The sequence below is a fragment of the Streptomyces sp. JK94 genome, from assembly GCF_053613315.1.
This window is the reverse complement of sequence record NZ_JBSICH010000021.1, coordinates 50,933-73,073: the sequence shown is the minus strand read 5'-3', so window position 1 is coordinate 73,073 and position 22,141 is coordinate 50,933. Positions and strand designations below refer to the sequence as shown.

General features: G+C 72.9%; 19 protein-coding genes. 12 read left to right on the top strand and 7 right to left on the bottom strand.

Features of this window, described 5'->3' with window-relative positions:
- Window positions 1-9: 9 nt before the first annotated feature.
- From ACVV2G_RS20515 to ACVV2G_RS20505, 3 genes are all read left to right on the top strand, one after another.
- Window positions 10-468, top strand: coding sequence for an ATP-binding protein (locus ACVV2G_RS20515; protein ID WP_453844190.1), 459 nt, complete (start codon window positions 10-12; stop codon window positions 466-468).
- Between the two features lie 1,038 nt (window positions 469-1,506).
- On the top strand, window positions 1,507-2,727 hold the full coding sequence (locus tag ACVV2G_RS20510; RefSeq protein ID WP_453844189.1) for a 4-hydroxybenzoate 3-monooxygenase: 1,221 nt from the start codon (window positions 1,507-1,509) through the stop codon (window positions 2,725-2,727).
- A gap of 168 nt (window positions 2,728-2,895) precedes the next feature.
- A complete protein-coding gene (locus tag ACVV2G_RS20505) occupies window positions 2,896-3,813 on the top strand; it encodes a Bax inhibitor-1/YccA family protein (protein ID WP_453844188.1) in 918 nt (305 codons plus the stop codon).
- A gap of 79 nt (window positions 3,814-3,892) precedes the next feature.
- Here ACVV2G_RS20505 and ACVV2G_RS20500 read toward each other — a convergent pair whose 3' ends face one another.
- Window positions 3,893-4,123, bottom strand: coding sequence for a DUF4287 domain-containing protein (locus ACVV2G_RS20500; RefSeq protein WP_453844187.1), 231 nt, complete (start codon window positions 4,121-4,123; stop codon window positions 3,893-3,895).
- Window positions 4,124-4,256: 133 nt separating this feature from the next.
- Here ACVV2G_RS20500 and ACVV2G_RS20495 point away from each other — a divergent pair, with 133 nt between their 5' ends.
- Window positions 4,257-4,538 (top strand): hypothetical protein, encoded by a 282-nt coding sequence (locus ACVV2G_RS20495; protein WP_453844186.1) that lies wholly within the window; start codon window positions 4,257-4,259, stop codon window positions 4,536-4,538.
- A gap of 13 nt (window positions 4,539-4,551) precedes the next feature.
- Here ACVV2G_RS20495 and ACVV2G_RS20490 read toward each other — a convergent pair whose 3' ends face one another.
- From ACVV2G_RS20490 to ACVV2G_RS20480, 3 genes are all read right to left on the bottom strand, one after another.
- A complete protein-coding gene (locus ACVV2G_RS20490; protein WP_453844185.1) occupies window positions 4,552-5,352 on the bottom strand; it encodes a hypothetical protein in 801 nt (266 codons plus the stop codon).
- A 298-nt stretch (window positions 5,353-5,650) separates the two neighbouring features.
- Window positions 5,651-6,871 carry an acetyl-CoA C-acetyltransferase gene (locus tag ACVV2G_RS20485; protein ID WP_453844184.1) on the bottom strand — a complete coding sequence of 407 codons (1,221 nt, stop codon included), beginning with the start codon at window positions 6,869-6,871 and terminating at the stop codon, window positions 5,651-5,653.
- Window positions 6,872-7,390: 519 nt separating this feature from the next.
- Window positions 7,391-8,416, bottom strand: a complete 1,026-nt coding sequence (locus ACVV2G_RS20480; RefSeq protein WP_453844183.1) for an SGNH/GDSL hydrolase family protein — start codon at window positions 8,414-8,416, stop codon at window positions 7,391-7,393.
- Between the two features lie 168 nt (window positions 8,417-8,584).
- Here ACVV2G_RS20480 and ACVV2G_RS20475 point away from each other — a divergent pair, with 168 nt between their 5' ends.
- Complete coding sequence (locus ACVV2G_RS20475) at window positions 8,585-9,973, top strand: cystathionine beta-synthase (protein ID WP_453844181.1); 1,389 nt, start codon at window positions 8,585-8,587, stop codon at window positions 9,971-9,973.
- 416 nt (window positions 9,974-10,389) lie between these two features.
- Here the strand turns inward: ACVV2G_RS20475 and ACVV2G_RS20470 are convergent, their stop codons facing one another.
- Window positions 10,390-10,824 (bottom strand): hypothetical protein, encoded by a 435-nt coding sequence (locus tag ACVV2G_RS20470; RefSeq protein ID WP_453844180.1) that lies wholly within the window; start codon window positions 10,822-10,824, stop codon window positions 10,390-10,392.
- A gap of 209 nt (window positions 10,825-11,033) precedes the next feature.
- On the opposite strand from ACVV2G_RS20470, the gene ACVV2G_RS20465 reads away from it, so the two are divergent.
- Both ACVV2G_RS20465 and ACVV2G_RS20460 read left to right on the top strand, forming a co-directional pair.
- Window positions 11,034-11,942, top strand: coding sequence for a MurR/RpiR family transcriptional regulator (locus ACVV2G_RS20465; protein WP_453844179.1), 909 nt, complete (start codon window positions 11,034-11,036; stop codon window positions 11,940-11,942).
- Between the two features lie 321 nt (window positions 11,943-12,263).
- Window positions 12,264-12,848 carry a hypothetical protein gene (locus ACVV2G_RS20460; RefSeq protein WP_453844178.1) on the top strand — a complete coding sequence of 195 codons (585 nt, stop codon included), beginning with the start codon at window positions 12,264-12,266 and terminating at the stop codon, window positions 12,846-12,848.
- 110 nt (window positions 12,849-12,958) lie between these two features.
- Here ACVV2G_RS20460 and ACVV2G_RS20455 read toward each other — a convergent pair whose 3' ends face one another.
- Entirely contained in the window at window positions 12,959-14,341 is a 1,383-nt protein-coding gene (locus ACVV2G_RS20455; RefSeq protein WP_453844199.1) for a type III PLP-dependent enzyme domain-containing protein, read from the bottom strand.
- Between the two features lie 223 nt (window positions 14,342-14,564).
- Here ACVV2G_RS20455 and hutU point away from each other — a divergent pair, with 223 nt between their 5' ends.
- From hutU to hutI, 4 genes are read left to right on the top strand one after another with little or no spacing between them, the layout of a single operon-like run.
- Entirely contained in the window at window positions 14,565-16,325 is a 1,761-nt protein-coding gene (gene hutU, locus ACVV2G_RS20450; protein WP_453844177.1) for a urocanate hydratase, read from the top strand.
- On the top strand, window positions 16,322-17,539 hold the full coding sequence (locus tag ACVV2G_RS20445) for an allantoate amidohydrolase (RefSeq protein WP_453844176.1): 1,218 nt from the start codon (window positions 16,322-16,324) through the stop codon (window positions 17,537-17,539). Before hutU ends, ACVV2G_RS20445 begins: the two co-directional genes overlap by 4 nt.
- Window positions 17,536-18,912 carry a formimidoylglutamate deiminase gene (locus ACVV2G_RS20440; protein ID WP_453844175.1) on the top strand — a complete coding sequence of 459 codons (1,377 nt, stop codon included), beginning with the start codon at window positions 17,536-17,538 and terminating at the stop codon, window positions 18,910-18,912. The genes ACVV2G_RS20445 and ACVV2G_RS20440 overlap by 4 nt, the downstream gene beginning before the upstream one ends.
- Window positions 18,913-18,950: 38 nt before the next feature.
- The gene (hutI, locus tag ACVV2G_RS20435) at window positions 18,951-20,126 is read left to right on the top strand and encodes an imidazolonepropionase (RefSeq protein ID WP_453844174.1); all 1,176 of its coding nucleotides are present in this window, start codon (window positions 18,951-18,953) and stop codon (window positions 20,124-20,126) included.
- 290 nt (window positions 20,127-20,416) lie between these two features.
- Here the strand turns inward: hutI and ACVV2G_RS20430 are convergent, their stop codons facing one another.
- Window positions 20,417-21,331 (bottom strand): RNA polymerase sigma factor SigF, encoded by a 915-nt coding sequence (locus tag ACVV2G_RS20430; RefSeq protein WP_453844173.1) that lies wholly within the window; start codon window positions 21,329-21,331, stop codon window positions 20,417-20,419.
- A gap of 253 nt (window positions 21,332-21,584) precedes the next feature.
- Between ACVV2G_RS20430 and ACVV2G_RS20425 the strand changes: the two genes are divergently transcribed.
- Window positions 21,585-21,962 carry an STAS domain-containing protein gene (locus tag ACVV2G_RS20425; RefSeq protein WP_453844172.1) on the top strand — a complete coding sequence of 126 codons (378 nt, stop codon included), beginning with the start codon at window positions 21,585-21,587 and terminating at the stop codon, window positions 21,960-21,962.
- The last annotated feature ends 179 nt before the right edge of the window (window positions 21,963-22,141 follow it).

Sequence of the window (22,141 nt, the reverse complement as noted above, 5' to 3'; positions counted from 1 at the left end):
GGCGTCAGCATGGCGAGCACCACCAGCCACGGGAGCGAGACAGTGGAACGACTACGGCCGTCCTGGCGTCCGGTCGCCTCGGCCACGGGAGATCCGGCCTACTACGGGGTTCTGCAGCGGGACGACCAGGTCGCCGAGGACGCCCGGAAGATGGTCGACACGGTGCTGGCCGTGTGGCGCCTGGAGCACCTCGGGGATGACGTGAAGCTGATCGCGTCGGAGCTGGCGAGCAACGCCGCCCGGCACGCCCGCGGCTCCGTGGTGCGGATGGCGGTGACCCGTACGGTCCGCTACCGGGTGCGCGTCGCCATCACCGACAGGAGCCGGGACCTGCCGCAGTTCCAGGTCGGGGACCCGCTGGCCGAGACCGGCCGGGGCCTGCGCCTGGTCGACGCGGTGTCCAGCAACTGGGGCGTCGTCCCGTTGCCCTGGGGCAAGCAGGTGTGGGCGGAGGTGACCGCGTCATGACGACCGCCCCTCTCTTACGGCCGCCGTACCTCCTGCACGAGGACGTGCCACTGGGCCCGGTCGAGATCGACGGCACATGGAACGCCGTCACCGTGCCGGCGGCCTGGGGCCGGCAGACGGTCCTGGGCTCGTCCCGGGAAGCTGGGGCCCGGGACGGCCACACGACGCCCCTGTCGCGGCAGAGGCTGAACGGCGAACCTGGCGCGGGACCGCTCAGAGGCCCAGGCCGGCCATAAGGGCTCCGAGTTGAGGCGCGATGCCGTTCACCGCACCGAGGACGATGCCGATCACGCTGTCGAGCAGACCGCCGATGACGGGCAGACCCATGACCACTCCTGTCGTATGGATGGAAACACTGATTTTCGTGACATTAACGGCCACGGTCCTCCTTCACTCTCTTGTCAGTGTTTCCGGTCGCGGTTTACCTCTCATGGCCGTACGTCAGGCGACGCAGCCGGGTACCGCGGGGGAACTGCCGACGCAGTGCCGTTCCGGGGGGGAACGGCCGCGTGGGCGGCGGCCGGGAGTAGAACTGTGGTGGCGGCGGCCAGAGCGAGTGCCCCGGCGGCGACCGGAATGGTGCGAGTGTGACGCATGAGGTCCTTCTCGGAGGGGTTTCCTGCCCTTGCCCTGACGTGTGCCAGGGCGTCCGGTGTGCTGGGTTTTCCACGTCCAGGTACCGGAAGTGTCCCGCCGGTACAGGGGGTTCAGCGGCGCGTGAGCAGGGCGGGTGGAAGGACGCTCGAGTCGGGCAGTGTCACCGCGTGCCCCGGCGTGACCACAGGGCTCGCCCCCGCCCGCGCGTTCGGCATCACCGACGTTCTCGCCGGGGCCGGCGTCGGGTGCCGGGCGGACGAGGGGCGACGAGGCGCCGGGGAACCGTCCGTGTCCCCACGGGGGCCGTTGGAGGACACTTCCCTCAGGCCGACGGATCGTTCACCGGTCCCGGCACCTCCTGCGTGCATCACGCTGAACTCGTGTTCACTGTGCGAACAACGTGAGCGACGCGGCGACGACGCCAGGCGAAGGGGACGACCGATGCGTACCACCGTCGGCATCATCGGGGCGGGACCCGCCGGACTCCTCCTCGCCCGGCTGCTCCACCGCGCCGGGATCGACTCGGTCGTCCTGGAGAGCCGCGACCGTGCCTACGTCGAACGGCGGCAGCGCGCCGGAATCCTGGAGCAGGGCACCGTGGACGTCCTGCGGGCGGCCGGGGCGGGGGAGCGGATGGACCGGGAGGGGCTGCGCCACGACGGAATCGAGCTGCGCTTCGACCGGCGGCGCCACCGTGTCGACTTCCCCGCGCTCACCGGCGGAAAGTCCGTCATGGTCTACGCCCAGACCGAGGTCTGCAAGGATCTCATCGCCCTGCAGTTCGACGAGGGCGGCCCGCTGCTGTTCGAGACCGAGGCGCTGGCCGTGGAGGGTGCGGAGACCGAACACCCGCGCGTCCGCTTCCGGCACGGCGGTGGGGACGGCGCGTACGGCGGGGACGGCGCGTACGGCCGGGACGGCGCGGAGGACGTGCTGGAGTGCGACTACGTCGTCGGCTGCGACGGCTTCCGGGGCGTCGCCCGGGGAGCCGTCCCGGCCGGACTGGGCCGCACCTTCGAGCGGACGTACCCCTTCGCCTGGCTCGGCGTCCTCGCCGACGTGGCCCCCTCGCACGACGAGCTGGTCTACGCCCGCCACGACCGCGGCTTCGCCCTGCTGTCCATGCGCTCCCCGTCCGTGTCCCGCCTCTACCTCCAGGTGCCCGCGGGCACGGACGCCGGGAGCTGGAGCGACGAGGAGATCTGGGCCGAGCTGGAACGCCGCCTCGAGACGGCCGACGACTGGACCCTCCGGCGCGGCCCCCTCACCCAGAAGTCGGTCACGCCGATGCGCTCCCACGTCCACGAGCCCATGCGGCACGGCCGCCTCTTCCTGGCCGGCGACGCGGCGCACATCGTGCCGCCCACCGGCGCCAAGGGCCTGAACCTCGCCGTCGGCGACGTCGTCACCCTCGCGCGGGCGCTGGCCCACCGCACCCGGACCGGCTCCGACGAGCTGCTCGACGCCTACTCCGCCACCTGCCTGCGGCGCGTCTGGCAGGCCGAGCGGTTCTCGTACGACATGACGGCCCTCCTGCACCGCGCCCCCGACGCCACGCCCTTCGACGACCGCCTCCAGCTGGCCCGTCTGGACCGCATCGCCGGCTCCCGCGCCGCCGGGACCGACCTCGCCGAGGCCTACACCGGTTTCCCGATCGGGTGAGCGGCGTACAGCCGCTTGACCGCCCCCGCCGGTGAGGGGAATCACTGATCCGCGTAGCGTGTTGTCCCGCAGGAGCAGGGAAAGATCCTCCCCAAGCAGTAGGGTTATTCCTTTGCCGTTCCATTACTCTTGAGCCAAGGCTGCGTCGTGTGGCCATGGAGGAGTGAAATGAGGAGCAGAAACCCGGTCTTCTCGCGACGGGGGTTCAGCCGCGACAACGGCTACGCGGGCTTCAACGCCGCGCCGCAGGCCGGGGGTCCCGCCGTCGCCACCCAGGGGAACCCGTACGCGCAGGCGCAGGGAAGTCCGTACGCCCAGCCCGCCGGCAACCCCTACGCGCAGAACCCTTACGCCCAGCAGGACCAGCAGTACGGCGCGCCGCCGCAGGCGCCGGCCACCACCGGCCGGATGACGATGGACGACGTCGTCATCCGTACGGCGAGCACGCTCGGCGTCCTCGTCGTGACGGCCGCGCTCGCATGGGCCCTGCTGCCCGTGGACGACGCCAACATCGGCCGTTCCTACGGCGTCGGTATCGGTGCCGCGGTGATCGGCATGGTCCTGGCGCTCGTGCAGTCCTTCAAGCGCAAGGCCTCGCCCGCGCTGATCCTGTCGTACGCGGCGTTCGAGGGTGTCTTCCTCGGCGTCGTCTCCAGCGTCGTCGACAACCGCATCGCCGACGGCGCGGCCATGCAGGCCGTGATCGGCACGATGGCGGTCTTCGCCGGTGTGCTGATCGCCTACAAGGCCGGCTGGATCCGCGTCAACCGCCGTTTCTACGGCTTCGTCATGGCGGCCGCGCTCGGCTTCGTCTTCCTGATGATGGTGAACCTGCTGTTCGCCGTCCTCGGCGGCGGTGACGGCCTCGGCTTCCGCAGCGGTGCGCTCGGTGTCGTCTTCGGCATCGTCGGCATCATCCTCGGCGCCTGCTTCCTGGCCATGGACTTCAAGCAGGTCGAGGACGGTCTGGCGTACGGCGCCCCGCGCGAGGAGGCCTGGCTCGCCGCCTTCGGCCTCACGCTGACGCTGGTCTGGCTGTACCTGGAGTTCCTGCGGCTGATCGCGATCCTGAACAGCAGCGACTAGTACGGCGCGGCGCCCCCGGGCGCGACGCGTGAAGGGCCCCGGGCTTGCGCCCGGGGCCTTCGTCGTGGGGCGGCGGCGCCTAGCGCAGCTTGCGCGCGGCCCTTCTCAGGTCGTACTCGTGGACGATCGCCTTCGCGTGGCCGTACGCGAGGTCGTGTTCGTGGCGGAGCCAGCTGACCTTCTCCTCGAAACGGAGGAGGGCGGGGCCGTCCTCGACGGCGCGCAGCCAGTCGGAGATGTCACGACCGGTGCAGTGCGGGATACGGGCGAGCATGTTGCGGTGGGTCTCCTCGGAGAAGACTTGGGACATCGGCGCCTCCGGGCGAAAGGGGATGTGAGCCGGTCCTTCAGGCCACCGTGCCTGAGCGTTCGCCCGTTGGCAACAGTCCCGGAGGGGCGCGTACGCTCGCGCCGTGGTTGATACGACGCCTTTGCTCCGTGCCGTGGACGATTTCGCCGACCGGTTGCGGGCCGCCCCGCAGAGCCGGTTGCAACGCGGGGCCGCCGCCGAGGCGCTGGGGCTGGCCAGGGAGCTGGCCCGGCGCGCCCAGCTCGTGGAGGAACCGGGGTCACAGCCCCGGGAGATGCCGGACGCGGGCATGTTCGCCGCCGCCGACCAGATCGCCGTCGCCGCACACGACTTGGCCCTCGTGCTGAGTGACGAGGGCCAGGTGGAACAGGCGGTGCGACTGGTGGACGAGGCCCGCAAGCGGGCCGGGGTCTGACGCCCGGGCGTGGCTAGAGGGACGCGATGACGCGGTCCGCCAGGATGTACACGTTCTCCTCGCCGCAGGCGAAGGTCAGCGTGTAGGCGCCGGAGATGCCCGAGCCGCCCAGGAGGTACGGCGTCTTGCCCGACCCCAGCGCGTCGGCCAGGCGCTCCGCGGTCTCACGGTGGCCCGGGGTCATGCACAGGGTGGTCCCGTCGGCGAAGACGTACACGTCGAGCGTGCCCAGCGGACCCGGGCGGACGTCCGCCAGTGCCACGCTCGACTCGGCCAGCTCCTCCAGAGTGGCGACGGTGCGCTCGTGGTCGTTCACAACCGGTGAGGAGTTCGGCACGAAGTCCGGGTGCGAGGGGTGCCGGCGGCGGGCCGCGGCCAGCTCGGCGGACTCCCGCGGGTTCGCGTCCAGTGCGGTCGGTTCGTCGGCGTCGGCGCCCGGCTCGGCCAGCGGCTCCAGGCCGGCGAAGTCGGCCTGGCGAGGCAGGAACAGCTCACTGTCGGACAGGCCGAGCAGCAGTGGCGCGTCGGAGGTGTCCCGCGCGTCCTGGGCGGCCCAGAAGGCCCGCGCCTCGGCGAGTTCCCGCTCGCGCTCCTCGGCGAGCGCCTCCGCGACGGCCGCGCGTATCTCCTCGGCGTCGGCGGTGGTGCGGGCCGCCGGCACGCGGCCGCGCGCGGCGTCGGCACGGCTCTTGGTCAGCTCGGTGTGCAGGGCCGCCACCTGGCGGCGCAGCACAAGCACGGCGCGCAGGACGGCGACGCCCACGGCGCCGGTGGCGGCCGTGGTGAGCAGCAGGGCGATCGGCATGGCGCTCACGGACGTACTCCCGGTTCAAAGTCAGACCCCCGACTTCCTACATCAGCTTGAAGGGTGGACTAACCGTCTGTCAGTGCGTAACGTCACGAAACGGACAGGACTTTGGGGTCGGATGATGGGGGTGTGGCCGGTCTGACCTGCGTGAATCGGCGGGGCGGGAGAGGTAGGTCACATCATGGGGGAGATTGGGTCACAAAACGGCCCAGAACCCCGGGGTGGCCGGGGTCCCGGGCCGCGCGTCACGCTGGGTCCCCCCGGCGCTACCGACCGTCCCTCATTCGGTGCGGCGGCGCACCGGTCAGCTCAGGCGCTCGATGACCATCGCCATGCCCTGGCCGCCCCCGACGCACATGGTCTCCAGACCGAACTGCTTGTCGTGCGTCCGGAGGGAGTTGATCAGGGTGCCGGTGATGCGGGCACCGGTCATGCCGAAGGGGTGGCCCACGGCGATGGCGCCACCGTTGACGTTCAGCTTCTCCAGCGGGATGCCCAGGTCGCGGTAGGAGGGGATGACCTGCGCGGCGAAGGCCTCGTTGATCTCGACCAGGTCGATGTCGTCGATGGACAGCCCGGCCCGGGACAGGGCCTGCTTGCTCGCCTCGACCGGGCCGAGGCCCATGATCTCGGGGGAGAGGCCGGAGACGCCGGTGGAGACGATCCGGGCGAGCGGGGTCAGGCCCAGCTCGCGGGCCTTGGTGTCGCTCATGATCACGAGGGCGGCGGCGCCGTCGTTGAGCGGGCAGCAGTTGCCGGCGGTGACCATGCCGTCGGGGCGGAAGACGGGCTTGAGGCCCTGGACGCCCTCCAGGGTGACGCCGGCGCGCGGGCCGTCGTCCTTGGAGACCACGGTGCCGTCGGGCAGCGTGACCGGCGTGATCTCCCGCTCCCAGAAGCCGTTCTTGATGGCTTCCTCGGCGAGGTTCTGCGAGCGGACGCCGAACTCGTCCATGTCCTGCCGGGTGACGCCCTTGACGCGGGCGAGGTTCTCGGCGGTCTGGCCCATGGCGATGTACGGGTCGGGGACGAGGCCGTCCTCGCGCGGGTCGTGCCAGGTGGTGCCCTCCTGCTCGGCGACGGCGGCGGTGCGGGCCTCCGCCTCGGCGAACAGCGGGTTGCGGGTGTCCGGCAGGCTGTCAGAGTTGCCCTTGGCGAACCGGGAGACCATCTCGACACCGGCCGAGATGAACACGTCGCCCTCGCCGGCCTTGATGGCGTGCAGCGCCATGCGGGAGGTCTGCAGGGACGAGGAGCAGTAGCGGGTGACGGTGCAGCCGGGCAGGTGGTCCATGCCCATCTCCACGGCGACGATGCGGCCGAGGTTGTTGCCCTGCTCGCCGCCGGGCAGCCCGCAGCCGAGCATCAGATCGTCGATGTCCCTGGGGTCCAGCTCCGGAACCTTGGCGAGGGCGGCCTGGATGATCGTGGCGGCCAGGTCGTCGGGGCGCAGGTCCTTCAGGGAGCCCTTGAAGGCGCGGCCGATGGGGGAGCGGGCGGCTGAGACGATCACGGCTTCGGGCATCACGGCTCCAGTGGCGAGTCGGTACGAGGGGCGGCGCGCGCCTCGTTCGGGGGTGGTGGTCGGGCGGCGGGTGGGCGGCGGGGCTGGTTGGGAAGTTACCCGGACGTATGGGCTGGGTCACGGGTGCGGGAGTGTGACGTGGACCGCAACTTTCTAAGCGCTTGCTTGGGCCTCCGGCGGTTTGGCGGGCCGGGGGGCGGTCGCGCGATGAGCCCGGGTGCGGGTTGCGCGGTGGGCCGGGGTGCGGTGGGCCGGTGCGGGTCGCGTGGTGAGCCGGGGGTGCGGGTCTCGCGGCGGGCCGAGGTGCGGGTCGCGCGGCGGATGGCCGTCGACCCGCCCGCGTCGGCAGGCCGACGCCCACGTCGTGGGGCGGGCGTGTACTCCCCGAGCGCTCCGCCCGGGGTGGTGGGCCGGCGTCCGAGTTGTGGGGGTGGGCGCGCGCTCCCCGAGTGCCCCGCCCGCGTCGGCAGGCAGGCGTCCTCGTCGTGGGGCGGACGCGTGCTCCCCGAGTGCCCCGCCCTACCCCGGCTGCGCCGAGGCCGCCGGTTCTGTTTCGGACACCCGGCGCCGCCGCCGGCGCTTGAGCAGCGCCCAGGGTCCCCGCGGCCCCGACGGCATCGCCGCCGCGACCTCCGTGCCCGCCTCGGCCACGGCCTCGGCCGCCGCCCGGGCCACCGGCAGGAAACCCTCCCGGCGCAGCGCGTCCGGGCGCTCCTCCTCGTCCGGCCACAGGCCGAGCGCCGCGCACACCGACGGCAGTACCGCCATCGCGGCCGTGGCGTACCCCTCGGCGGAGGGGTGGTAGTTGTCGGGACCGAACAGCTCCCGCGGGTTCTCGGCGAACTCCGGGCCCAGCAGATCGCCCAGCGACACCGTGCGCCCGCCCTGCTCCACGGCGCCGATGGTCTGCGCCGCCGCCAGCTGCCGCGAGGTCCGCCGGGCCAGCCAGCGCAGCGGCTGCCGCACCCGCTCGATGGAGCCCAGGTCCGGGCAGGTGCCGACGACCACCTCCGCGCCGGCCGTACGCAGCCGCCGTACCGCCCCCGACAGGTGCCGGACCGAGCGGGTCGCCGGCATGCGGTGGGTGACGTCGTTCGCGCCGATCATGATCACGCAGATGTCGGGGGTCAGCCCCGGATCCGCGAGGACCAGCGCCACCTGCCGGTCCAGGTCGTCCGAGCAGGCCCCCGGCACCGCGACCGAGCCCAGCTCCACCGGCCGCTCCGCCACCGCCGCGAGCCCCGACGCCAGCAGCGCGCCCGGCGTCTGCCCGGCCCGGTGCACGCCCTGCCCGGCGGCCGTGGAGTCCCCCAGCATCATCAGCCGCAGGGGCGGCTCACCGGCCGTGGGCGGGGCGTCACCGTAGACCCCCTGCGCGTTCGGCACCCGGTCGGGTGTGCCGATACCCACCCGGCGCCTGGCCAGCTGCATCTCCGCCAGCAGCAGACCGACCGTGGCCGCACCGGCCAGCCCGATGCCGCCGCCGCCGTACGCCGCGCCGGCCGCGATCCGCCGGGCCACCCTCGCCCTCGACATGCTCGTCATACGTCGCCGCCACCTCCTCCAACCCGTACACCCACGTCTTGCCCCGTACGGACGGTCGCCCAATCTCAACGAGGAGTGAACGACCTTCACGGGGCATCAGCGGGCCCGCAGGCCATAGGCTGGCCGCACCGACAACGACCACACCTTTTGCAGCATCCGGAGACCACGGTGCATTTCCACGACTCGATGATCAGCCTCGTCGGCAACACCCCGCTGGTGCGGCTCAACAGCGTGACCCAGGGCATCAGGGCGACCGTCCTGGCCAAGGTGGAGTACTTCAACCCGGGCGGCTCGGTGAAGGACCGCATCGCCCTGCGCATGATCGAGGCCGCGGAGAAGAGCGGAGAGCTCCGGCCCGGCGGCACCATCGTGGAGCCGACCAGCGGCAACACGGGCGTGGGCCTCGCGATCGTGGCCCAGCAGAAGGGCTACAAGTGCATCTTCGTCTGCCCTGACAAGGTGTCCACCGACAAGATCAACGTCCTGCGCGCGTACGGCGCCGAGGTCGTCGTGTGCCCGACGGCCGTCGACCCCGAGCACCCGGACTCCTACTACAACGTCTCCGACCGGCTGGTCCGCGAGACCCCGGGCGCCTGGAAGCCGGACCAGTACTCCAACCCGCACAACCCGCTCTCCCACTACCACTCCACCGGCCCCGAGCTGTGGGAGCAGACGGGCGGGAAGATCACGCACTTCGTGACCGGTGTCGGCACCGGAGGCACCATCTCCGGCACCGGGCGCTACCTCAAGGAGGCCAGCGACGGCGCGGTCAAGGTGATCGGCGCCGACCCCGAGGGCTCGGTCTACTCCGGCGGCTCCGGACGGCCGTACCTCGTCGAGGGCGTCGGTGAGGACTTCTGGCCGACGGCGTACGACCGCGACGTCGCCGACGAGATCGTCGCCGTCTCCGACAAGCACTCCTTCCAGATGACCCGCCGCCTGGCCAAGGAGGAGGGCCTGCTGGTGGGCGGTTCCTGCGGCATGGCGGTCGTCGCGGCGCTGGAGGTGGCCGAGCGGCTCGGCGAGGACGACGTGGTCGTCGTCCTCCTCCCGGACAGCGGACGCGGTTACCTCAGCAAGATCTTCAACGACGAGTGGATGGCCGACTACGGCTTCCTGGAGGACGCCGGCCCCAGCGCCCGCGTCGCCGACGTCCTGAACCACAAGGAGGGCGGCCACATCCCCTCCCTCCTCCACATGCACCCGGACGAGACCGTCGGCCAGGCCATCGAGGTGCTGCGCGAGTACGGCGTCTCGCAGATGCCGATCGTCAAGCCCGGCGCCGGCCACCCGGACGTGATGGCCGCCGAGGTCGTCGGGTCGGTCGTGGAGCGCGAGCTGCTGGACGCCCTGTTCGCCAAGCGGGCCTCGCTGGAGGACCCGCTGGAGAAGCACGTGTCGGCCCCGCTGCCGCAGGTCGGTTCCGGGGAACCGGTCGCGGACCTGATGGCCGTGCTCGGCGCCGCCGACGCGGCGATCGTCCTCGTCGAGGGCAAGCCGACCGGTGTGGTGAGCCGTCAGGACCTGCTGTCCTTCCTCGCGAGGAGCGGGAAGTAGCGGCCAACGGCGGGAACACCGGCAGGTGGCCGGGTGCTGCGGGCGCTGCGGGTAAGCGGTGGTGGACCGCGGATGAACCGGCCGTTCCGGGGACGGACCCGGGCTGCCGGTGATCTTCGTGGACTTCGCGGAAGTGGTACGCGCGCGTCACGTCCGCGCAGCACACGCTTAACACGGGCCCTGCACAGTGAGGGGTGTCGGCGGGAAGGGAGCGGCTCCCCGACCCGGCCGGCACCGAACGGCGTCACGGACCTTCCGGAGCGGCTCCCGGACCTCCAGCGACGCCAGGACGCGCCGCCCCGGCCGTGAGGCCCGGTACCGCGCGCGTCCCCCGCGGGGACCGCCGTCGTCCCGCCCCCCAGCGATGGGGGTGCGGCGGTCCCCGCGCAGTACTCCCTCAGTCCTTCCAGGCGCCGTCAGTCCTTCCAGGAGTCGTCCCGCTCGGCGCGCCGCCGTCGAGCGAACAGCCCAGGGTTGGTCCGCGCGACCTGGACGACGTTGACCCCGACGATCCCGGCCCAGGCGACCAGCAGCCCGGGGAGGCCCGCGACGCCGCCGCCGATCGCGGACAGCGGGACCGCCAGCACCAGCGACACGATGCCGAAGCCGAAGCGCTCGCCGAAGGAGTCCGTGGGCCTCGGCGACCGGCTGTCCCGGGCCGCGGTCATCTGCTGCTCGGCGAGCTGTCGGCGCACCCGGCGCTCGACCACTCCGTCGATGCGCTGGTCGACCTTCTCCAGGAACGAGTCGACCAGTGCGGACTCGTACTCCTCACCCAGCTCCCTGCGGGTCTGCAGAGTGGCGTCGAGTTCCTTCTTGAGGTCGGTGTCCCGCCCGTCCAATGCCGTCATGCCGCCCACGGTAGGCAGCGGCGGCGTCGGCGGCACTGGGGTTAGCCCCCGTTCTCGGCGGGGGGAGGCCGGTGGGGCGAGCCGGCGCGCGATGACTCGCAGGGGTGTTCGACCTGGTGCCCGCCGCCTCCGCGCCGCCTCCGCGCCGCCTGGCTGTATAACGGTATGCAGAAGTCGGGGAAGGTGAATAGGTCGAGGGGGAGCGCGTGATGAGCGGCGGCAGCGGGAGCGGCGGTGGCTGGAGCGGCGGTGGCGGAAGTGGCGGGCCGGGCGGGGCGCGTGGTACCGACGGTCCGGCCGGGCGGCTGCAGGCCCTCTTCGAGGGGCACCGGCTGACGCCGACCCAGCGGCGCATCGCGCACAGCATGGTGCGGCGCGCCGCCGACGCGCCCTTCCTGTCCAGCGTGGAACTGGCCGAGCTGGCCGGGGTCAGCCAGCCGTCCGTGACCCGCTTCGCCGTCGCCCTCGGCTTCGACGGCTATCCGGCGCTGCGCCGCCATCTGCGCGAGGTGGCCCCCGCTGAACCGGTGCCGGACACCGGCTCCTGCAACGAGTACCAGCAGGCCGTGGCGGCCGAGATCGAGAACCTGCGCCATCTGGCCGAGGCGCTGGCCGACCCCGGGCCGGTGCGGGAGGCGGGCCGGACGCTCGCCGGGAGCCGGCCCCTGCCCGTCCTCGGGCTGCGGGCGGCGGCGGCCCAGGCGCACGGCTTCGCCTACTTCGCCGCCAAGGTCCACCCGGACGTCCGGCTGCTGGACGAGGGCGGCACGATGCTCCAGGACCGCGTCGACGCCGCCGCCCGGGCCGGGGCGACGGCCCTGCTCTGCTTCGCCCTCCCGCGCCATCCGCGCGAGGTCGTCGACGCGCTCACCCACGCGAGGGAGGCGGGGCTCACCGTCGTGACCGTCGCCGACTCCGCCTTCGCGCCGGTCGCCAAGGTGTCCGACCTGCTGCTGCCCGCCGCCGTCGGCACCGGCCTCGCCTTCGACACCGCCTGCGCGCCGATGCTGCTCGGCCGGATGCTGCTGGAGGCCATGTGCGACGGGCTGCCGGACGCGCAGGCCCGACTGGAGGAGTTCGACGCGAAGGCGGCGGCGCGGGGGCTCTTCGTGGAGTGACCGGGCAGCGCCCGACGGTGCGGCGCCCGATGGTTCGTCGGCCGGGTTTGTCAGCCGACGGCACGTCAGCCGACGGCACGTCAGCCGACGATGCGTCAGCAGACGGTTCGTCGGCCGGCGGTTCGTCGGCCGGCGGTTCGCCGGGTGGCGGGTTCGTCGAGCGGTGGCCTCGGCGGGCGGCGGTTCGTGGGGAAGGGCGGTGGGCGGGCCGGCGTCGGCGGCCGTGTTCTCAGACTCGTCTCACCTTCCCCCGCTAACCTCCGTCTCCGCACACCCTTCGGACGCATCGCGGGAAGCGAAGAACGGGACAGGAGGCCGGACGTGGCGCGCGGAGGACAGGGACTGGCTCGGGTCGCCGTCGTCGTACGGGCGGGGGCGGCACCGCTGTGGTGGCTGGGCGTGTTCGCGGCGGGCATCGGGGCGCTGGTGCCGGGGCTGACCGGACGCCGGATCGGGCTACTGGCCGGTGCCGCGCTGTTCGTCGTCGCGACGGCCGTGGTGGCCTGCGTGCGCCGACGGCGGTACACCGCCCTGGCCCGCTCGGCCGCCCGCGCGGGCAAGCACGACGTGCTCCAGGACCGCGCGGTGACCGTACGCAACTGGCGTCGGGGCCACCGCTGGTGGCTGCTCCTCGCCTTCCTCGCCGCGCTGGGCAGCGCCTTCGCCGTCCCCGCCGCCGCAGGGCTGCTGATGGCAGGCTGCGGCGCGGGCCTGTGGCTGAAGTCCGCCTGGATCGGCCGCCGCGAACAGGCCGAGGACGCCCTGCTGTGGGTCCGCGTGGACTGGCTCTCCCGCGGCTTCGGCCGCCCGGCGGCCAAGGCCGTCAAGGCCTACCGCGGCACCGGCATCGCGGCGGGCGACGCAGCCCCGGGCGGCGCGCGGCGCAGGCCGGCCGCACTGGTCTGAACGAGGGCCTCGGCGCAGCGCCCTCCCGGGGGGCGGGGCCGTGACCGGAGCGGCTCCGCCGGACGGGCGCGACCGGCCGCCACGGACCGGTGGTCCACGAACCGCCGCAGTCACCCGCGGCCGGCCGCGTCCGTCAGCGCGGTGACGTGCTCCCCTCCCGCCTCGGCCACGATCTCCTCGACCGTCTGGGCCTCCCGGACGGTCGCGAAGGCGACACCTCCGTCTGCGCGCCCCACGAAACCGTGGACCGCGGGACGGGCGAGCGAGTTGTACGCGTAGTGGTGCGCGAAGTAGTACGCCCCCGTGTCCAGCGCCGCCGCGTAGTCCCCCTGTTCCAGCGGCGGCAGCGCGCGCCCGACCGCCAGCAGGTCCCCCGCGAAGCAGGCCGGCCCCGCCACGTCCTGCACCACGTTCGGCCCCTCCTTCGGCAGCCCCTTGCCGTCGTACGCGGTGATCCGCAGCGGCCACGCGCCCGGCGCGTACACCGTCCGCGTCGCGACCTGCACGCCCGCGTGCGTCACCGCGACCGGACGCCCCCCGGCGCTCTTGGCGTACTCCACGCGCGCCACGACGGTGCCGTGCTTGGCCAGCAGCGACCGCCCGAACTCGGTGACCAGCCCGTACCGCCCGTCGAACAGCCCCGGCACCGCCTCGCGCAGCACACGTGCGTAGTCGGCGTACGTCGGTGCCGTCTCGTCCGACGCGAAGTTCACCGGCAGGCCGCCGCCGATGTCGAGCGTGTCGACCTGCCGGCGCCCGGCTCGGCCGTTGATCTCCTCGGCGAGCGCGTAGGTCTCGGCCACGCCCCCGGCCATCAGGGAGAGCGGGATGCCCTGGGACCCCGTGTGCGCGTGCAGCCGGGTCAGCCACGGCCTCGCCAGATACGCCCGCACCACCCACTCGCGCGCCCCCTCGTCGCGCAGCGCCACCCCGAACTTCGAGGTCTCCGTCGCCGTCGACAGGGCCTCGATGGAACCCCCGCCGACCTGCGGGTTGACACGGACACCGAGCGGGGAGGTGCTCGCCCCCTCGGCCAGCAGGGCGTCGATGCGCTCCAGTTCCTGCGGGTTGTCCGCGTTGACCGCGACGCCCAGCCCGAGCGCTTCCCGCAGCTCACCCGGCGTCTTGGCGGGGGAGTCCAGCACCGTCCGCTCCGGCGGCACCCCCGCCGCCCGCGCCAGCGCCAGCTCGCCCGGGCTCGCGACCTCCGCGCCGATGCCCTCCCGGTGCAGCAGCCGCAGCACCGGCACCAGCGGTGAGGCCTTCACCGCGAAGGCGTGCAGTACGGGCGTCCCGGGCGCCGCCACCGCCTCGAACGCCGCCCGCAGCGCCGCCGCCGACTCCCTGATCCCGGCGACGTCCAGCAGCCCGACGATCGGCGTGCCGGGTCCGAGCAGCCCCTGCTCCACGGCCGCCCGTACCGCCTCGTCCCGCCGCGCGGCCCGCTCCGTCCCGCCGCCGGGGTCACCGCTCACGCCCGTGCCGTCGTTCACGTCCGTGCCCTCGCTCACGCGGTCCTCCGCTCCAGGTCGTCCGCCCGCACTCCTGGGTGCCTGCCCCGCACATCCAGCCTGGCTGCGTGCGCCGCACATCCAGCCAAACACCCGAGAGGGGACCGCGCCGGGACACGGGCGTATTGACTAGTTCTATTCACGCAACCAGGATATGAATAGCCGCTGTAACAATCCGTCGGGAGCAAGCCACCAGGAGGCCACCATGTCCGGACCCCGCCCGCCCGCCTCCCGTCGCCACCCTCAGCCGGAGCCCTACGGGCCGCCCCCCGGCCCTGTCCGAGCGCCACGCGGCACCACCCCGAGCGCCCTGGGCTGGCAGCAGGAGGCCGCCCTGCGCATGCTGCAGAACAACCTCGACCCCGAGGTCGCCGAGCACCCCGACAAGCTCGTCGTCTACGGCGGGACGGGCAAGGCGGCCCGCGACTGGCGCTCCTTCGACGCGATGGTCCGCACCCTGCGGACCCTCAAACAGGACGAGACGATGCTCGTCCAGTCGGGCCGTCCGGTCGGCGTCATGCAGACCCACGAGTGGGCCCCGCGCGTCCTCATCGCCAACTCCAACCTGGTCGGCGACTGGGCCAACTGGGAGGAGTTCCGCCGCCTGGAGGCCCTCGGCCTGACCATGTACGGGCAGATGACGGCCGGCTCCTGGATCTACATCGGCACCCAGGGCATCCTCCAGGGCACCTACGAGACCTTCGCCGCCGTCGCCGCCAAGAAGTTCGGCGGCACCCTCGCCGGGACCATCACCCTCACCGCCGGCCTCGGCGGCATGGGCGGCGCCCAGCCCCTCGCCGTCACCATGAACGACGGTGTCGCCCTCTGCGTCGACTGCGACCCGCGCGCCATCGACCGCCGCATCGAGCACCGCTACCTCGACGTGAAGGCCGACTCCCTCGACCACGCCCTCCACCTGGCCACCGAGGCCCGCGACCGGCGCGAGCCGCTCTCCATCGGCGTCCTCGGCAACGCCGCGGACGCCGTCCCCCGGCTCCTCGCGATGAGCGCGCCGATCGACATCGTCACCGACCAGACCTCGGCCCACGACCCGCTGGCCTACCTGCCCACCGGCATGGCCTTCGAGGACATGGCGGACGCCGCCGCCAAGGACCCGGCCGGCTTCACCACCCGCGCCCGCGCCTCCATGGCCCGGCACGTGGAGGCGATGGTCGGCTTCCAGGACGCCGGCGCCGAGGTGTTCGACTACGGCAACTCCCTCCGCGGCGAGGCCCGGCTGGCCGGCTACGACCGGGCCTTCGCCTTCCCCGGGTTCGTCCCCGCCTACATCCGCCCGCTCTTCTGCGAGGGCAAGGGCCCCTTCCGCTGGGCCGCCCTCTCCGGTGACCCGGCCGACATCGCCAGGACGGACAAGGCGATCCTGGAGCTGTTCCCGGAGAACGAGTCCCTGGCCCGCTGGATCAAGCTGGCCGGCGAACGCGTCCGCTTCCAGGGCCTGCCCGCCCGCATCTGCTGGCTCGGCTACGGCGAGCGCGACAAGGCCGGTGAGCGGTTCAACGACATGGTCGCGAGCGGTGAGCTGGCCGCGCCGGTCGTCATCGGCCGCGACCACCTGGACTGCGGCTCCGTCGCCTCCCCCTACCGCGAGACCGAGGCCATGCTCGACGGCTCCGACGCCATCGCCGACTGGCCGTTGCTCAACGCCATGGTCAACGTCGCCTCCGGCGCCTCCTGGGTCTCCCTCCACCACGGCGGCGGCGTCGGCATGGGCCGCTCGATCCACGCCGGTCAGGTGACGGTCGCCGACGGCACCGCGCTGGCCGGCGAGAAGATCCGCCGGGTCCTCACCAACGACCCCGGCATGGGCGTCATCCGCCACGTGGACGCCGGATACGACATCGCCGAGTCGGTCGCCGGGGAGCGGGGCGTGCGGGTGCCTATGCGTGAGGGCGAGGGTGACGGGCCGCACGAGGCCGACGGGCCGCACGAGGGTGACGGCGCGTGAGCTTCCACAGCATGTGGGCGGAGCTGCTGCCGGTCGGCCGCGGCTCCGCCTCCGGCGGCTACCGCCGGTTCGCCTGGACCGGCGCCGACGCCGACTGCCGGGCGTGGTTCCGGGAACAGGCCGAGGCCCGCGGGCTGACCCACGAGACCGACCGCAACGGCAACCAGTGGGCCTGGCTCGGCGACCCCGCCGCCGGGAACGCCGTCGTCACCGGCTCCCACCTGGACTCCGTGCCCGACGGCGGCGCCTTCGACGGCCCCCTCGGAGTCGTGTCCGCATTCGCCGCCCTGGACGAACTGCGTGGGAGGGGAGCGCGGTTCACCAGGCCGCTGGGCATCGTCAACTTCGGCGACGAGGAGGGCGCCCGCTTCGGCCTCGCCTGCGTCGGCTCCCGGCTCACCGCGGGCGCGCTCACCGTCGAACAGGCCCACCGCCTGACCGACGGGGACGGCATCACCCTCCCGCGGGCCATGGAGGCCGCCGGCCACGACCCGGACACCCTCGGCCCCGACCCCGAGCGGCTCGCCCGCATCGGCGCCTTCGTCGAACTCCACGTCGAACAGGGCCGCGCCCTCGACCTGTCCGGCGACCGGATCGGCATCGCGTCCGCCATCTGGCCGCACGGACGCTGGCGGTTCGACTTCCGGGGCGAGGCCAACCACGCCGGCACCACCCGGCTCGCCGACCGGCGCGACCCGATGCTGGGCTACGCCGAGACCGTCCTCGCCGCCCGCCGCGAGGCCGAACTCGCCGGTGCCGTCGCCACCTTCGGCAAGATCGGGGTCGAACCCAACGGAGTCAACGCGATCCCCTCCCTCGTACGCGGCTGGCTCGACTCCCGCGCCGCCGACCAGGAGAGCCTGGACGCCGTGGTCGGCGCGGTGGAGAACGCCGCCCGCGAGTACGCCGCCGCCCACGGCGTCGAGCTGACCGTGGACCGCGAGTCCTTCACCCCCGTCGTCGAGTTCGACCACGCCCTGCGCGACGAACTCGCCCGCATCCTGGGCACCGACACGGAACTCAAGGTGCCCGTCCTCGGCACCGGAGCCGGACACGACGCCGGGATCCTCTCCGGCCGCATCCCGACCGCCATGCTGTTCGTACGCAACCCCACCGGCGTGTCGCACTCCCCGGCCGAGTACGCCGCCGAGGACGACTGCGTGGCCGGGGTGAGCGCACTCGCCGACGTACTGGAAGGGCTGGCCTGCACGTGACCTCCACCGAGCGGACCCGGACGTACTGGCTGGAGCACGCCTGGCTCGGCACCCACGTCGAGCCGGGCGTCACCCTGACGGTGTCCCTCGGCGGTTCCGCCGCGGGGCACGGCGGCCGCATCACCGCCGTACGGCAGGACACTTCGGCCCCGCCCCCCGGCGCGGAGATCCTGCGCGGACTGACGCTGCCGGGGCTCGCCAACACCCACAGCCACGCCTTCCACCGCGCCCTGCGCGGCACCGTCCAGGTGGGCTCCGGCACCTTCTGGACCTGGCGCGAGGCCATGTACTCCGTCGCCGACCGGCTGACCCCCGAGACCTACCACGACCTCGCCCGCGCGGTGTACGCCGAGATGGCCCTCGCCGGCATCACCGCCGTCGGCGAGTTCCACTACGTGCACCACGCCCCCGGCGGCACCCCCTACGCCGACCCCAACGCGATGGGCGAGGCCCTGATCGAGGCCGCCGCCGAAGCCGGCATCCGCATCACCCTCCTCGACACCTGCTACCTGTCCTCCGGCTTCGGACAGCCCCCCGACACCCACCAGCGCCGCTTCTTCGACGGGACGGCGCAGGCCTGGGCGGAACGCTGTGCAGTTCTCAAGGAACGGGATCACGCACGGATCGGGGCGGCGATCCACTCGGTACGGGCCGTGCCCGCCGGCCAGTTGGCCACCGTGGCGCGCTGGGCCGAGGAACGGCGGGCCCCGCTGCACGTGCACCTGTCCGAGCAGACCGCCGAGAACGACGCCTGCCGCGCCGCCCACGGGTGCACCCCCACCCGGCTCCTCGCGGACCACGGCGTACTCGGCCCCCGCACCACCGGCGTCCACGGCACCCACCTCACCGACGAGGACATCGCCCTGCTCGGCGACAGCCGTACCGGCACCTGCATGTGCCCCACGACGGAACGGGACCTCGCCGACGGCATCGGCCCGGCAGCCGCCCTCCAGCGGGCGGGCTCCCCGCTCTCCCTCGGCTCCGACAGCCACGCCGTCGTCGACCTGCTGGAAGAGGCACGGGCCATGGAGCTGAACGAGCGCCTGCGCACCCGCACCCGCGGCCACTGGACCGCCGCCGCCCTGCTGCGCGCCGCCACCGCCGACGGGCACGCGGCCCTCGGCTGGGACGACGTGGGCACCCTCGCGACCGGGGCCCGCGCCGACCTGACGACCGTCGCCCTCGACTCGGTCAGAACAGCGGGGCCGCTGCCCGGGCTGGGCGCCGAGACGGCCGTATTCGCCGCGACGGCAGCGGACGTACGGCACACCGTCGTGGGTGGGCGGCACGTCGTACGCGACGGGACGCACACCCTCGTACCCGACGTGCCGCAGGCCCTCGCGCGGGCCGTCGCGGCCCTCCGCGCGCAGTAACCGCCCGCCCCCGCCCCCGCAAGGACGCCCCGGACATCATGAGCAGCAGCACCGTCATCACCAACATCGCCGCGCTGGTCACCAACGACCCCTCCCTCGGTGACAACTCCCCCCTCGGACTGGTCCGGGACGCGGCCGTCGTCATCGACGGCGACCGCGTCGCGTGGACCGGTGAATCAAGCAAAGCACCCGCCACTGACAACCGGGTCGACGCCGGAGGCCGGGCCGTCATCCCCGGCTTCGTCGACTCCCACTCCCACCTCCTCTTCGCGGGCGACCGCACCGAGGAGTTCAACGCCCGCATGTCCGGCCGCCCCTACAGCGCCGGAGGCATCCGCACCACCGTGGCCGCCACCCGCGCCGCCACCGACGCGGAACTGGAGGCGGGCCTCACCCGTCACCTCGCGGAGGCCCTGCGGCAGGGCACCACGACCTTCGAGACCAAGTCCGGCTACGGCCTGACCACCGCCGACGAGTCCCGCGCGCTGCGCATCGCCGCCCGCCACACCGACGAGGTCACGTTCCTCGGCGCCCACATCGTCGCCCCCGAGTACGCCGAGGACCCGGCCGCCTACGTCGCCCTCGTCACCGGCGAGATGCTCGACGCCTGCGCGCCGCACGCCCGCTGGATCGACGTCTTCTGCGAGGAGGGCGCCTTCGACGGCGACCAGGCCCGGGCCGTCCTCACCGCGGGCCGGGCCAAGGGCCTGCACCCGCGCATCCACGCCAACCAGCTCTCCTACGGACCGGGCGTGCGGCTGGCCGTCGAGCTGGACGCCGCCAGCGCCGACCACTGCACCCACCTCACCGACGCCGACGTGGACGCCCTGGCGGGCAGCCGCACGGTCGCCACCCTGCTCCCCGGTGCCGAGTTCTCCACCCGCGCCCCGTGGCCGGACGCCCGGCGCCTGCTCGACGCGGGCGCCACGGTCGCGCTCTCCACCGACTGCAACCCGGGCTCGTCCTTCACGTCCTCGGTGCCCTTCTGCGTCGCGCTCGCCGTGCGCGACATGGGCATGACCCCCGACGAGGCGGTCTGGTCGGCCACCGCGGGCGGCGCGGCGGCCCTGCGCCGCGACGACATCGGCCGCCTGACCCCGGGGGCGTACGCCGACCTCACCCTCCTCGACGCCCCGAGCCACGTCCACCTGGCCTACCGGCCGGGCGTGCCGCTGGTGGCGGGTGTGTGGCGCCGGGGCCTGCGCAGGGTGTGAGCGCACGAGCACCGGCGGGAGCGGGGGACGGGGACGGGGACGGGGCTTGTCGCGCGCGGGGCCGGAGCCGCCGTCCGAGCGGGGCTCGTCGTCCGAGCGGGTCTGGTTGTCCGAGCGGGTCTGGTTGTCCGTGCAGGCCTGGCCGTCCGAGCGGGGACTCGGCGCCCGAGCCGGAACCGGCGTCCGAACAGACCTCGTCCCCCGAGCCCGTCGGCCCTTCGGAAGATCCCGAAGGGGGGCGGCCCGACATCGGACCGCCCCCCTGGAGGACAAGCGTCACCCGGCGAGGATCAGTCCTCGACCGTGAGCCCCTTGCGCAGCCTTACGAGCGTCCGCGACAGCAGACGCGAGACGTGCATCTGGGAGATGCCGAGTTCCTCGCCTATCTCCGACTGGGTCATGCCCGCGACGAAGCGGAGGGAGAGGATCTTCCGGTCCCGGGCGGGGAGTTCGGCGATCAACGGCTTCAGAGACTCGACGTACTCGATGCCCTCGAGCCCGTGGTCCTCGTAGCCGATGCGGTCGGCCAGCGCGCCCTCCGCGTCGTCCTCCTCGGGCTGGGCGTCCAGCGAGGAGGCGGTGTAGGCGTTGGACGCCGCCATGCCCTCGACGACCTCGTCACGGGACAGGCCGAGGTGCTCGGCCAGTTCACTCACCGTGGGGGCGCGGTCGAGCCGCTGGGCCAGCTCGTCGCCGGCCTTGGCCAGGTCGAGCCGCAGCTCCTGGAGGCGGCGCGGGACGCGCACGGACCAGGACGTGTCGCGGAAGAAGCGCTTGATCTCGCCGATGATGGTCGGCATCGCGAATGTGGGGAACTCCACACCGCGGGACAGCTCGAAACGGTCGATCGCCTTGATCAGACCGATCGTGCCGACCTGGATGATGTCTTCCATCGGCTCGCTGCGCGAGCGGAAGCGGGAGGCGGCGAACTTGACCAGGGCGAGGTTCAGCTCGACGAGCGTATTGCGTACGTACGCGCATTCGGAGGTGCCTTCCTCCAGCGACTCCAGCCGCTCGAAGAGGGTCCTGGACAGGGCCCGGGCGTCCGCCGGAGCGACCTCGTCGTACGCGGGGATGTCCGGGAGCCCGGCGAGTGCGCCGTCGTGTCCGACGGTTACGTCAAGATGCTCGATGGGATCCAGATGTTCCGGAGGGAGTGTCGACGTCGCTTCTTGGGTACGCGATCCGTCGAGCCGGGGTGACATGATGTCCTCCATCGTTCTCGGCATACGGCTGCCGAAGCCAATTACGTGCACTGCGGTGTGCGGCGCCTCCAAAGCCGGCCGTGTCGGGTTACGTGTTCCTCATAGGCCTACCGGCTTTACCGAGCCCACCGCAAGTGTGTTCTGTGCGGATATGTCCGTTTCCGTGCGGTTGTTCGGGTGTCGGAGTGCGCTGGGAAGGCGTAGTGTTCGAGGGCGTCAGCAAGCAGTCACGACCTCGGGAGAGAGAAACGGCATGGACCGCGGGACGGTCGGCAGTGCCCAGTCGGGCCGGCTTCTGGTGGAGGTACGGGAAGAGGGCCCCAGTGCCGTCGTGACCCCGGCGGGTGAGTTGGACCACCACACCGCCGATCTGTTGCGCGAGCCGCTGGAGGACTGTCTCGACAAGGGATTCAACCGGCTTGTCGTCGATTGCTCGCGTCTGGAGTTCTGTGACTCCACGGGACTCAACGTCCTGCTCGGCGCGCGGCTGAAGGCGGAGGCCGCGGGGGGCGGTGTGCATCTGGTGGCCATGCAGCCGGTAGTGGCTCGCGTGTTCGAGATCACGGGGGCCGAGGCGGTCTTCACCCTCCACGACACGCTCGAGGCCGCCCTGGCCGACGGCTCCGACTGACCCCGCCCTTGTCCGGCCGCGGCGGTCTTCGTGCGCTCCCCGGGACGGGAGTTTCACCCCGTCCTCTGTTTCGTGGCCGATACAGGGGTGTTCGGACGGTGCGGTCGGGCAGGAGACATGCTGAACCGACTGTGTACGAATTTGAAACGTGAACTGGTGAATCGGTGAGGTGAAGCGCT